At 66.6% G+C, this 12,840-nt stretch carries 10 protein-coding genes; 6 read left to right on the forward strand and 4 right to left on the reverse strand.

The window, feature by feature from the left end; translation table 11 throughout:
• Window positions 1–187: 187 nt before the first annotated feature.
• Both NLR35_RS28760 and NLR35_RS28765 read right to left on the reverse strand, forming a co-directional pair.
• Window positions 188–1,411 carry a URC4/urg3 family protein gene (locus tag NLR35_RS28760; protein WP_257169914.1) on the reverse strand — a complete coding sequence of 408 codons (1,224 nt, stop codon included), beginning with the start codon at window positions 1,409–1,411 and terminating at the stop codon, window positions 188–190.
• A 15-nt stretch (window positions 1,412–1,426) separates the two neighbouring features.
• Window positions 1,427–2,683: a GTP cyclohydrolase II gene (locus NLR35_RS28765; protein ID WP_257169915.1), complete on the reverse strand. Its 1,257-nt coding sequence runs from the start codon at window positions 2,681–2,683 to the stop codon at window positions 1,427–1,429.
• Between the two features lie 258 nt (window positions 2,684–2,941).
• Here NLR35_RS28765 and NLR35_RS28770 point away from each other — a divergent pair, with 258 nt between their 5' ends.
• Together NLR35_RS28770 and NLR35_RS28775 are read left to right on the forward strand one after the other, a co-directional pair.
• Entirely contained in the window at window positions 2,942–4,171 is a 1,230-nt protein-coding gene (locus NLR35_RS28770; protein ID WP_257169916.1) for an amidohydrolase family protein, read from the forward strand.
• 190 nt (window positions 4,172–4,361) lie between these two features.
• Window positions 4,362–5,288: an N-carbamoyl-D-amino-acid hydrolase gene (locus tag NLR35_RS28775; RefSeq protein ID WP_257169917.1), complete on the forward strand. Its 927-nt coding sequence runs from the start codon at window positions 4,362–4,364 to the stop codon at window positions 5,286–5,288.
• Window positions 5,289–5,749: 461 nt separating this feature from the next.
• On the opposite strand, the gene NLR35_RS28780 is transcribed toward NLR35_RS28775, so the two are convergent.
• Window positions 5,750–6,409, reverse strand: coding sequence for an aspartate/glutamate racemase family protein (locus NLR35_RS28780; RefSeq protein ID WP_257169918.1), 660 nt, complete (start codon window positions 6,407–6,409; stop codon window positions 5,750–5,752).
• Window positions 6,410–6,537: 128 nt separating this feature from the next.
• Between NLR35_RS28780 and hydA the strand changes: the two genes are divergently transcribed.
• The 3 genes from hydA to NLR35_RS28795 all read left to right on the forward strand — a co-directional run bounded on the left by hydA (window position 6,538) and on the right by NLR35_RS28795 (window position 9,914).
• A complete protein-coding gene (gene hydA / locus NLR35_RS28785) occupies window positions 6,538–8,007 on the forward strand; it encodes a dihydropyrimidinase (RefSeq protein WP_257169919.1) in 1,470 nt (489 codons plus the stop codon).
• A gap of 172 nt (window positions 8,008–8,179) precedes the next feature.
• Window positions 8,180–9,151, forward strand: coding sequence for an NAD(P)-dependent oxidoreductase (locus tag NLR35_RS28790; RefSeq protein ID WP_257169920.1), 972 nt, complete (start codon window positions 8,180–8,182; stop codon window positions 9,149–9,151).
• A 1-nt stretch (window position 9,152) separates the two neighbouring features.
• The gene (locus tag NLR35_RS28795) at window positions 9,153–9,914 is read left to right on the forward strand and encodes an SDR family oxidoreductase (protein ID WP_257169921.1); all 762 of its coding nucleotides are present in this window, start codon (window positions 9,153–9,155) and stop codon (window positions 9,912–9,914) included.
• Window positions 9,915–10,243: 329 nt separating this feature from the next.
• On the opposite strand, the gene NLR35_RS28800 is transcribed toward NLR35_RS28795, so the two are convergent.
• The gene (locus tag NLR35_RS28800; RefSeq protein ID WP_257169922.1) at window positions 10,244–11,140 is read right to left on the reverse strand and encodes a LysR substrate-binding domain-containing protein; all 897 of its coding nucleotides are present in this window, start codon (window positions 11,138–11,140) and stop codon (window positions 10,244–10,246) included.
• A 210-nt stretch (window positions 11,141–11,350) separates the two neighbouring features.
• Between NLR35_RS28800 and NLR35_RS28805 the strand changes: the two genes are divergently transcribed.
• Window positions 11,351–12,766 carry an NAD(P)-binding domain-containing protein gene (locus NLR35_RS28805; RefSeq protein ID WP_257169923.1) on the forward strand — a complete coding sequence of 472 codons (1,416 nt, stop codon included), beginning with the start codon at window positions 11,351–11,353 and terminating at the stop codon, window positions 12,764–12,766.
• Window positions 12,767–12,840: the final 74 nt, after the last annotated feature.

Here is a 12,840-nt window from a genome sequence, read left to right on the forward strand (position 1 = left end):
GATTGCCTGAGTGGGAGAGGGTGGATCGAACTCGCGGAGCGAGTTCGAGCCGGGTGAGGGGTCTGTGTCCGCGGAAAGAACCCCTCACCCGGCGCGCATTCGCTCCGCTCATGCGCGCCACCCTCTCCCGCAAGGGGAGAGGGCGCACCGTCTCTGCCGCACGAGAGCTATATAATCTCAACACCCCTTAAAACACCGTGCCGTCGCTGATGATGGTCAGTGGCGGCGAACCGTCCGGGCGGCGGGCGAAGGCGAGCTTGCGGCCGGCGGCCCAACTGCCGCCTTCGAGGATGCGGGCCAAAGGCAGCTGCTCAGGCGTCTGGCCGGTGCGCTCGCGGATCAGCGCGGCGAGCCGATCGAGCAGGGCGACGGTGAGCGCGCGCCATTCCACCACCAGCGGGGAGTCGACCGCATGCGCGCGCGTGGCATCAGCTGGATCCCGCAAGCTCAGCACGTCGCCGTCGACGAACAGGCCGCCGTTTCGGTATTCGGCAAGGCCCGTGAGGCCGTCGATGTCATCGACCACCAGGCCCGCGCGCTGCAGCGGTTCGATCAGCGAATAACTCAGCCATTGCGACAGCTTGTGCAACGGGACGAGGCCGGTGGTCTCATCGGCCGTGACCAGCGACGGATACCGCCAGCAATCGCCGAGCGCGACGCCTTGCAGCGCCAGGCGCGACGGCCAGATCGGGCCGAGCTGCAGCAGCACCTGCTGCAGGATGTCGGCAGCGTGAAGATGGCCGCTTGTCGCCACTGTCGCGAGCTCATCGAACAGACCACCGGGACGCGGGCGATCTTTCGCGCCGAAGATCCCAGGCTGTGCAGCAATGACCTCGCCGAGTCGGCGCAGCAGCGCGACGCGGCCTTGCAGCCCGACCAGCGGATTGCCGGGGCCGACCTGAAAGCCGCGTTCGAGATCGGCGACGGTGAGCTGCATGAGCTTGGCCGCATCGGCGCGTAGAGGATTATTCGCGTCGGCGGAGAATGCGCCGCTCGCGAACATGTCGAGGCTCGCCAGCGCGAGCCCCTCGGAGCGGCCGATACGCGCGTCCGTCACGGCGTCTTGATAGCGCCAGGCTGCGCCGGCGCCGGCATCGAGCAGCACGCTGGTGATGGCGAGATCGAACTCGGCGCCCGCGCGCGACGCCGCATCCGGCCAGCTCACTCCGGCGGCGATCTCGGCCCAGCGATCGACGCCGGCGACTACGAAATGCCGCCAGCGCGAATGGAACGGCACCTCGCCGTTGGGGTAGGCCTTGCTCGTGACATCGAGCACGAGATCGGCGATCGCGTCGAGCTTTGCGAGATCGATGCGGAAATGCGGCAGCTTGCCGTCGAGGCCGAGCGCAAGCAGTTGATGCGCCCGCTCGCGCACGGCGCGGGCGGACAGGAGATATGAAACGTCGGTCATGATCAGCCGCTGGGCTCAGTACTTCTCGAGCGGGCGGCCGACGGTGTCGCCGAGCGCTTCGGGCTTCTGCGGCTCCAGCGAGAAATAGCCGGCGGCCTTCTTCGCCGCGATCTCGACATGGGCGTCGGCCGGGATCAGCTCGTCCGGGATCGGCACGCGCTCGACGATGTCGACGCCCTGGCCTGTCAGCGCGTCGTGCTTCATGTCGCTCATCGAGATGAAGCGGTCGATGCGGGTGATGCCGAGCCAGTGAATCACGTCGGGCATCAGCTGCTGGAAGCGCGCATCCTGCACGCCGGCGACGCATTCGGTGCGCTCGAAATAGGCCGCGGCGGCGTCGCCGTCCTCCTGGCGCTTGCGCGCATTGTAGACCAGGAACTTCGTCACTTCGCCGAGCGCGCGGCCTTCCTTGCGGTTGTAGACGATGATGCCGAGCCCGCCATTCTGCCCGGCCGCGACGCATTCCTCGATGCCGTGGATCAGATAGGGGCGGCAGGTGCAGATGTCGGAGCCGAACACGTCGGAGCCGTTGCACTCGTCATGCACGCGGCAGGTGATCTTCGTCCTCGCGTCGTTCAGCTTGGTGACGTCGCCGAACAGATAGACGGTGGTGCCGCCGATCGGCGGCAGAAACACCTGCAGGTCCGGCCGCGTCACCAGCTCCGGATACATGCCGCCGGTCTGCTCGAACAGGCCGCGGCGCAGATTGGTCTCGCTGGTGCCGAAGCGCGCGGCGACGCCGGGCAGGTACCATACCGGATCGATTGCGATCTTGACCACCGACACACTGCCATTGGCATGCACGACCTCGCCGTCGTGAACGAGGCGCTTAGCGGCAAGCGCGGCATGCAGTTCCGGCAGCTCGATGCGCGCCTTGGTCACCGCGATCGACGGCCGGATGTCGATACCCTCGGCGATCTCGCCGCCGAAATTCTCGGCGACCAGATGCCCCCACGGATCGAGCGCGACGATCTTGGCCGGATCGCGCCACTGGCCGAACGGGCCGATGGTGGCGGCGGGATGGGTGTTGGTGAGATCGGGGCGGCGGATCGGATCGAGCGCGCCGGAGGACACCGCGAGCGCGCGGTAGACGGTGTAGGAGCCACCATGGCTGCCGATCACGTTGCGGTCCTGCGGCCGCGACACCGTGCCGATGATCGGTCCGCGCTCGCGCGCGGTCTCGGCGCCCCAATGGAGCGGGAAATTATGCTTGGCGCCTGGCACCGGGTGCGAGGTCAGGCGGATGTGATCCGTGCGGTTGGAGCGAGTCATCGGACAGCTACCCCCAAAACGGCAACGGCCCGCCTTGACGACGGGCCTGAGCAGAACGCGTTCACGTTTTCCATACACGAATATAGCAGCTTTTCCGCAGCAAACAAGGGTGTCCAGGGCGGCATCTATTTGTAAACGAATGGTGACGAAGCCCGGCTTGCAATGCAGCGCAGCCTGGGCCGCTGGCATGGCGCTTGCCTTTTGGACGCGGCGCCGCCAGCTTGGCGCGCGCATGGATTCTTCGGCGGCAAAGGCGGCATGGACCTGATCATTCGCAACGCGGTGCTGGCGCAGCAAGGCGAGCTGCGCCGCGCCGATATCGGAATTTCCAAAGGCCTGATCGTGGCGATCGAGGCTGGGCTGCAGGCGGACGGCGAGGAGCGCGATGCGGAGAATTGCCTCGTCGTGCCCGGCTTCATCGAGACCCATATTCATCTCGACAAGACCTGCATCCTCGATCGCTGCACCATCAAGGAGGGCACGGTCGCCGAAGCGGTGCGCGAGACTGCCGCGGCCAAGCGCAACTTCACGGCTGACGATGTCTACACCAGGGCGAAGCAGACCGTGGAACGCTGCGTCAGCCATGGCACGATGCGGATGCGCACCCATGTCGAGCTCGATCCGGGCATCGGCTTCATTGCGTTCGAGGCGATCCAGCAGCTCGCGCGCGACTACGCCTGGGCGCTCGATCTCGAGATCTGCGTGTTTCCGCAGGAAGGCCTGACGAACTATCCGGGCACCGAGGAGCTGTTGATCGAGGGCCTGCGCCGCGGCGCGCGCACCATCGGCGCCGCGCCGTATTTCGACACCAATCCGCCGGCGCAGATCGATCGCATCTTCGCGATTGCGCGCGAGCACGATGTCGACATCGACATGCATCTCGATCTCGCCGAGACGCTCGATCACATGCAGATCGAATATGTCTGCCGCAAGACGGAGGAATATGGCTGGGGCGGCCGCGTCGCCGTCGGCCATGTCACGCAATTGTCGCTGCTGCCGCCGGAGCGCTTCAACGCGATCGCGGTGAAGCTTGCCGATGCCGGCGTCGCCGTGACGGTGCTGCCCTCGACCGACCTGCATCTGATGGGACGGCGGCAGGATCATGCGATCCCGCGCGGCGTGGTGCCGCTGGAGCCGCTGCGCGCCAGGGGCGTCACCTGCTCGCTCTCGACCAACAATGTGCTCAATCCGTTCACGCCCTATGGCGACGGCTCGCTGATCCGCATGGCCAATCTCTATGCCAATGTCTGCCACGTCTCGCGTCCCGACCATCTCGCCGGCTGCCTCGACATGGTGACTCACGATGCGGCGAAGTTGATGCGGCTGGAGGATTACGGTGTGAGGATTGGCGCGCCGGCCGATCTCGTCTGCATCGATGCGCGCGATCCGACGGAGGCGGTGGCGACGCTCGCGCAGCCGCTTTGGGGCCTGAAGCGCGGTCGCCCGTCCTTCTCACGCACGCGCCCGGTCCTGCACCGGCCGGTGTGACAATGAGGTCCGGAGGGTGGGCAAAGGCGCAATCGAAGGTGCTGCGGTGTTCGCAGGCCGATTGCGCGCCATGCCCACCATCTCGAACTACGGAGCGCGGCTGCGGTGGGCACGCTTCCGCCGTAGGTTGCCGATGCACCGAGCAAGACGTCGCTTTGCCCACCCTACGGACTGATTGTGGAGCTCCATGATGCGCATCATCAACGTCGCCGCGGCCCAGATGGGGCCGATCCAGCGGGCCGACAGCCGCGCGGCGGTCGTCGCGCGCATGATCGCGCTGCTGGACGAGGCCAAGCACAAGGGGGCCGATCTCATCGTCTATCCCGAGCTCGCGCTGACGACGTTCTTTCCGCGCTGGTACATGGAGGACCAGGCCGAGGTCGATACATGGTTCGAGGCGGCGATGCCGAACGCTGCGGTGCAGCCGCTGTTCGACCGCGCCGCGCAGCACGGCATCGCAATGTATCTCGGCTATGCCGAGCTGACGCCGGACGGGCATCATTACAACACGGCCGTTCTCACTGACCGCGCCGGCAACATCGTCGGCAAGTATCGCAAGGTGCATCTGCCCGGGCACGAGGAGTTCGAGCCGGAGCGCAGCCATCAGCATCTGGAGAAGCGCTATTTCGAGCCGGGCGATCTCGGCTTTCCGGTCTGGCGCAATCTCGGAGGGATCATCGGCATGGCGATCTGCAACGATCGCCGCTGGCCGGAGACCTATCGCGTCATGGGACTGCAGGACGTCGAGCTGGTGCTGATCGGCTACAACACGCCGTCGGTGAATTCATTGAAATCAGCGGAAGGATTGCAGCAGCGGCTGTTCCACAATCGTCTCTCCGCGCAGGCCGGCGCCTATCAGAACTCGTGCTGGGTGGTGGCGGTGGCCAAGGCCGGCGTCGAGGACGGCCATCACCTGATCGGCGGCAGCCTGATCGTCAATCCCGACGGCGAGATCGTCGTGGAGGCGGTGACGGAAGGCGACGAGGTGCTGGTGGCGGCGTGCGATATGGATGCGACGCGGTTCGGCAAGCAGACCATCTTCGACTTCGCGAGGCACCGGCGGGTCGAGCACTACGGGCTGATCACCAGCCGCACGGGCGCGGTGCCGCCGGAGTGAGGCGACACCTGAGATCGACGAAGCAGTGGTGCATGTACGATAGAGGCGGGAGAGCGCCGCTACAAACTCGGTGTCGTCCCGGCCCAGTGCGCAATTGCGCACGCGACGCCGGGACCCATACAGCGGAATCTATCGAGGAACGTAGCTGACAGTTGCCCGCCTCACGACGGCCGGTGGTTATGGGTCCCGGCTCAAGGCCGGGACGACAGCGGAGAATAAGGCAGCCGGTTGGGCAGATTTGATCGGTGTGAGTTGCGCGCTGCGTCTACACAAAAAGTGTCGTCCCGGCGAACGCCGGGACCCATACCGCGGAATCTGTCGAGGGGCGTCGCTGACAGTTGCCCGCCTTACGACGGCCGGTGGTTATGGGTCCCGGCTCAAGGCTGGGACGACAGCTGAGTGTGGAGCTGCCAACGCGGCAGATCCTTGAAGCGTCGATTGCGAGATGAGCGAACCGCCACTCACCCCGCAAACGCCACCGCGCCGAGTGCCATCGCCACCGCGGCCTGGGTCGGATCGATCACGGGAATCCCCAGCGCGTCCTCCAAATTCTTCCGATGCCGCGCCATGCCGGCGCAGCCCATCACGATGGCGCCGGCGCCGTCCTTGTCCCGGAGATCACGGCCGACTGAGATCATCTTGGCGAGCGTGCCTTCGCCGGACGCGGTCTCGGCCACCGTCATGTCCAGCGGCCGCTCGGCGGCGAGCCGGTCCATGAGCCCCATCTGGCGGAGGTAGCGGATGTGGCGGCGGATCGAGCGTTGCGCGATCGCGAGCACACCGAACGTGTCGGCGCGGGTCAGCGCCGTCAGCACGCCGCATTCGGCGATGCCGAGCACCGGCCGCGTCGTCGCCTCGCGACAGACATGCAGGCCGGGATCGCTGTAACAGGCGATGACGAACGCGCTCGAGGCATTGTCGCCCTCGACGAAGCGGCGCAGCGGCAGCGCGACGCTGTCGGCATCCTTCTGGCTCTCGACGCCGTAAGGCCCTTCCTTCAACGTCTCGCAGACGATCTCCGGGCCCTCCGCGAACATCAGCGGCTTGAGTGCTGCCGCGAGGCCATCGGTGACCACCTGGTTGGAGTTCGGGTTGATCACGGTGATGCGCGGGCGGGACATGGGAGCTACCTGCTTCTTCGGAGTTGACGTCGCGCGACAGGCAACCACTATGCCACGGCGGACGCAAGGAGGCCGACGCGGCTTCGTCGCGTCCACGCCGTTCCATCTGGCAGAACTAGGAGATCGCGATGACCGAGCCGGCCTATGACCTGATCATCCGGGGAGGGCGCGTCGCCACCACCACCGACACGTTCGAGGCCGATGTCGCCATTACAGGCGAGACCATCGCGGCGATCGGCCGCGGGCTTGGGCCGGCCAAGCGAGAGATCGATGCGCGCGGCAAATATGTGCTGCCCGGCGGCGTCGACAGCCACTGCCATATCGAGCAGCTCTCGGCCGCCGGCATCGTCAATGCTGATACATTCGAGAGCGCAACGACCTCCGCGGCGTGCGGCGGCACCACCTCGGTGATCTCCTTCGCCGCGCAACACGTCGGTATGCAGCTGCCTCAGGTGCTCGAGGACTACCACGCGCTGGCGCGCAAGGGCGCGGTCATCGACTACGCGTTCCACATGATCATCGCCGATCCGACCAAGGAAACCCTGGAGCGCGACCTGCCGGCGCTGATCCGCCAGGGCCACGGCTCGATCAAGATCTTCATGACCTATGACCGGCTCAAGATCGACGACGAGCCGCTGCTCGACATCCTCGTCGCCGCGCGCGAGGGCGGCGCAATGCTGTGTGCGCATGCCGAGAACCACGGCATCATCTCCTGGATGGTGAAGCGGCTCCTGGCGCGCGGCTACACCGCGCCGAAATATCACGCCATCAGCCACGCGCGGTTCTCGGAGGCCGAGGCGTTCAACCGCCTGATCGGCATGGCGGCGCTGGTCGATCAGCCGATCATGATCTTCCACGTCTCGACGGCCGAAGGCGCCAAGGTCATCCGCGATGCGCGCGGGCAGGGGCTTAAGGTGTTCGCGGAAACCTGTCCGCAATATCTGTTCATGACGGCTGACGATCTCGACAAGCCGGGCATCGAGGGCGCGAAATGGATGTGCAGCCCGCCGCCGCGTCGCGTCCCCGACCAGGAGGCGCTGTGGCAGGCGCTGTCGCTCGGCGATCTGCAGACGATCTCCTCGGATCACGCGCCGTATCGCTTCGACGAGACCGGCAAGCTGCGCGCCGGTCCGAATCCGAACTTCAAGCAGATCGCCAACGGCCTGCCGGGCCTCGAGCTGCGGCTGCCTTTGCTGTTCGACGCGATGGTGTCGAAGGGCCGGCTCGGCCTCAACAAGTTCGTCGAGCTGACATCGACGGCGCCGGCCAAGATCTACAATCTGCATCCGCGCAAGGGCGCGATCGCGATCGGCGCGGACGCCGATATCGCACTGTGGGATCCGGACAAGCGCGTCACGATCACGGATGAAAGCATGCACGACCTCGCAGGCTACACGCCGTTCGCGGGGCGCAGCGTACAGGGCTGGCCGGTGACCGTGCTGTCGCGCGGCCGCGTCATCGTCGATGACGGCAAGCTGTCGGTGCAGCCCGGTTCGGGGCAGTTCCTCGCCCGCAGCGGCGGGGAAGCCGCGAAGCCGACGGGGCGCCTGGTGGCGGACATGGATCCCGAGCAGAATTTCGGGGCGACGCTGCTGTGAGCGATCTGGCTATATTTCAGGGGCCTCGTCCTTCGAGACGGTCGCTTCGCGACCTCCTCAGGATGAGGGGCGAGAGCTGGATGCGCGATATCTACGCTGCTCGCCCTCATGGTGAGGAGGCTGCGTCAGCAGCCGTCTCGAACCATGAGGCCCCGATGGAGAGGCTCTTCGCATGCATGTCCTGATCTTCGGTGGCGCAGGGTTCGTCGGGCTCAACATCGCGCAAGGACTGCTCGAACGCGGGCATGCGGTGACGGTGTTCGATGCTGCACCTCTGCCGAACGCGGCGCAGCGGGCCTTCGCGCCGTTTGGCGGCCGGCTGCATGTCATCACGGGCGATGTGACCGACGCGGCTGCCGTCGCAAGCGCGGTCGGCAATGGCTGCGACGCAGTCGTCATGGGGGCTGCGATCACTGCGGGGGCCGAGCGCGATGCGGCCGATCCCGAGCGCATCCTCGCGGTCAATCTGCTGGCGCAGGTGCCGATCCTGCAAGCGGCGCGGCGCAGCGGTGTTCGCCGCGTGATCAATCTGTCTTCCGCGGCGTCCTATGGCGCCAGCGGCCAGCATTTCGCGGTGTTGGAAGAGACGACGCCGTGCGAACCCGTGTCGCTGTATGCAATCACCAAGTTCACCTCCGAGCGCGTTGCCGCGCGGCTGTCGGACCTTTGGCAGACCGACGTCATCAGCGTGCGCCTGTCGGCGGTGTTCGGGCCGTTCGAGCGCGGCGGCGGCGTGCGTGATACGCCGTCGCCTCAGGCGCTGATCGCGGCCTGCTGCGCGCGCAACGAGCCGGCGCTCCTGAACGAGCCGGGCGACAAGGACTGGGTCTACGCCGTCGACGTCGCCGACGCCGTCTGCCTGCTGCTCGAAGCCGAGAAGCCCGAGCAGACGCTCTACAACATCTCCAACGCGGCGACCTTCACGGCCGAGGCTTGGGGCCGCGCCTTCGCGAGCGGTCGGGCCGGCTTCACGTGCCGGCTCGCGGAGCAAGGCGAGACGCCGACCGTCCCGGTGTTCGCGCCGGTCCGCGGCCGGCTGTCGACGACGCGGCTGGCCGATGAGTTCGGCTGGCGCGCGCGATTCGACTGCGCGGGCTCGGCCGAGCATTTCGGTCGCTGGTTCGATCAGTACGGGAGAGACTGAGATGAGGCTGAAGGACAAGGTCGCGGTCATCACCGGCGGCGGTTCCGGCATCGGCCGCGCCAGCGCCGTGATGTTCGCGCGCGAGGGCGCGTATCTCGCACTGGTCGATCGCGATGCTGCCGGCGCCGAAGAGACGCTCGCGCTGGTGCGTGAAGCGGGCGGCGACGGCAGTATCCATGTGGGCGATGTCGGTGATGCCGAGTTCGCCAAGGCAACCATTGAAGGCGTGGCCGCGAAGCGTGGCCGTGTCGATGTGCTGATGACCGCGGCGGGCTTCTCCTGTGGCGGCACCGTCGTGACCACCGATCCTGCCGATTGGGACGCGGTCTTCCGCGCCAATGTCGGCGGCACCTGGCTGTGGGCCAAGGTCGCGGTACCGATCATGCAGGCGCAGAAGGCGGGCTCGATCATCACCGTGGCCTCACAGCTCGCGGTCGCCGGCGGCAAGGGCAACAGCGCCTATATCGCCGCCAAGGGCGCGATCATCAGCCTGACCCGCACCATGGCGGTCGACTTCGCCACCGACGGCATTCGCGTGAACGCGCTGGCGCCGGGCGCGATCGACACGCCGCTGCTGCGCAGGAGCTTTGCGCGGCACGCGGATTCCGAGCCGGTGCGCGAGGCTTCGCGTCAGCGGCATGCGATGAAGCGGTTCGGGGAGGCGGACGAAGTTGCTGCGGCGGCGCTGTTTCTGGCCAGCGACGAGGCATCGTTCACGACGGGTGTGGTGCTGCCGGTGGATGGTGGGTGGTTGGCGGCGTAGGAGGCGACTGCGGTTCGCGCTGTAGGCGACTCCTGATTTCTAGTTGAAAGCTGAGCTATCGCCACGATCGCGGTCGGCTCCCCTCCCCCTTGCGGGGAGGGGTTGGGGGTGGGGGTCTCCGGGCGCTGAACTTAGTTAAGCGCGCGGGGCCGTCCGAGGTGGAGCTCTTAGAGCGAGGCTCCTTTCCACACTCTTCGATCGTCAGCACTTGTTTGAGCGCCTCATGTCGAGCGTGACTCGTGGACCCCCACCCCCGACCCCTCCCCGCAAGGGGGAGGGGAGCTCACCGTCTGCTTGGTGAGAAGTCGAATCCCAATACTCCGGATCGGTCACCGCTTCCCCGCTGCGCCCTTCCGATCCCGCCCCCGCAAGATATCCGCCAGCGCCGCGGCGTTGCGTGACAGCGGCTCGAAGCGCGGGGTCAGCAGATACGCCCGCATCGGAATCTTCGGCATCAGCGGGCGCGCGGTGAGGTCGGGCCAGGCGCGGCCGCGCAGGACGAACTCGTCGACCACCGCAAGGCCGGCGCCGGCGCGGACCATGGCGCAGGCGTCGGGCGTGTAGCGCACGATGGTGGTGGGTTCCGGGCCGCCGGCCAGGGCATGCGTGACGATGTGGCCGTAGGGCGTTTGTGGGCCGAAGCCGACCAATGGATAGGGCAGCATGTCCTTTGGCCGGATGCTGCGCAGCTTCGCCAGTGCATGATCCGTCGGCATGATGACATGCAGCGCGCCCTCGGCGATCGTCTCCACAGCCACCGTGGGCTCGTCGACCGGCAGCACGGTGACGCCGACATCGGCGCGCGCGGTGCCGACGCGGCTGACGATTTCCAGTAGTGTCAGCGATTCGAATTCGACGCGCAGATCGGGAAAGCGGCTGCGCAGCCGCGCCACGGCATCCGGCACCATGCCGTATCCAGCGCTCGGGCTGGCGACGACGCGGATGGTGCCGGTGCCGCCGGCGCGCAATTCGTCGGCGAGATCGTTGATGCGCGCGACGCCGCGGTGGATGTGCTCGACCTCGGCGAAAAGCCGCTTCGCCTCGGGCGTCGGCTGTACGCGGCCGCTGATCCGCTCGAACAGCTTCAGCTTCAAGCCGTCTTCGGTATAAGCGAGCAGCCGGCTGATGGCGGGCTGCGAAACCGACAATAGCCGCGCGGCGCCGCTGATCGAACCTGAGATCATGATGGCGCGGAAGACCTCGATCTGGCGCAGGTTGAGCGGCATGCGACCTCTTGTCTCGCTGCAATTGCGAGTGGACTGTACGCGCGGGACCCATTCCATAACAAGCTGTTATGGGCAGCGGACAAATCGGTATGGAAGGCTCAGGGCTCGCTTTGCTAAGCTTCGTTGGCCGGGTGACATGACTGATGGAGAGAGCGTGAGCGACAGCAAGCGTGTCGAGCGCGATTGCGCGTGTTTCATCCGGTGGACGGCATGAGCGACGGTCTCGCCGCGCTGACGGCCCAGGTTCGCAGCGACCTTTCGAAAATCGCGCATCCCACCATGCCATGGTTGACGCCCGTCGCCGGTCCCGACGGCCGGGCTGCACTCGACGTGCTGATCGTCGGCGGCGGCCAGTCGGGGCTTGCGACCGCGTTCGCGCTGCTGCGCTCGCGCGTCAGCAACATCCTCGTGCTCGACAAGGCCGAAGAAGGCCGCGAAGGGCCGTGGATGACGTATGCGCGCATGCCCACCCTGCGCAGCCCGAAGGATTTCACCGGACCCGATCTCGACATTCCCTGCCTGACCTATCAGGCTTGGCACGAGGCGAAGTTCGGCAGCGACAGCTGGCGCGATCTTAACCTGATCCCGCGCGAATATTGGGCAGACTATCTCGCCTGGTATCGCGAGGTGCTCGATCTCCCCGTGCGCAACGGCTGCGAGGTCGTCGACATCGCGAAGGCCGCCGATGGACTGCTCAGGGCGACGGTGCGCGGCAAGGACGGCGAGACCGTGCTCCATGCGCGCAAGATCGTGCTTGCGACCGGCCAGGAAGGCATGGGCGACTGGAGCATCCCGGAACCGCTGCGCCATCTGCCTCCGACACGTTGCACGCATTCCGGCGCGGAGATCGATTTCGATGCTCTGCGTGGCCGCCGCGTCGCCGTGATCGGCGCCGGCGCGTCCGCTTTCGACAACGCGGCCGTTGCCCTCGAGGCCGGTGCTGACAGCGTCGATCTGTTGTGCCGCCGCGCGGAAATCCAGCTGATCCAGCCGTATCGCTGGCTCACCTTCCGCGGCTTCCTGCGGCACTTCTCCGAGCTCGATGACACCTGGCGCTGGCGCTTCATGAACGCAGTCCTGGGACTCCGCGAGGGCTTTCCGCAACACACCTACGATCGCTGCGCCCGCCATGCCGCTTTCCACTTGCATGAAGGAGCGCCCTTGATCGCCGCGCGCGAGACGGCCGACGGCGTCGTGCTCCAGACGGCGAAAGGCGAGATCACGACGGACTTCGTGATCAGCGCGACCGGCATTTCGATGGACTTCACCAAGCGGCCGGAGCTGCATCGCTTCGCCGCGAACATCGCGCGCTGGTCGGACCGCTACACGCCCGACGAGAGCGAGCGCAACGATCGGCTCGGCGCCTTCCCCTATCTCGCCGACGACTACGCGTTGTGCGAGCGCCGCGCGGGCGAGACGCCGTGGATCCGCGACATTCATGTGTTCGCGATTGCCTCGACGATGAGCTTCGGCGCATCGGGATCATCCATCAACGCGATGACGACGGCGGTGCCGAAGCTCGTGCATGGCCTGACGCGTGGATTGTTCACGGCCGATATCGACAAGCATTGGGCCAACTTCCAGGCCTATGATGTGAGGCAGGCCGAGGTGCGTCGTGGCACGTGATTTGCTGACGATTTGAGCTGCTAGTGAGCTGCTCACGCGCGGACATCGCTGGTGACCGCTGACCAATGTTTTTA

The organism is Bradyrhizobium sp. SRS-191 (assembly GCF_024586915.1).
Classification (GTDB): domain Bacteria; phylum Pseudomonadota; class Alphaproteobacteria; order Rhizobiales; family Xanthobacteraceae; genus Bradyrhizobium.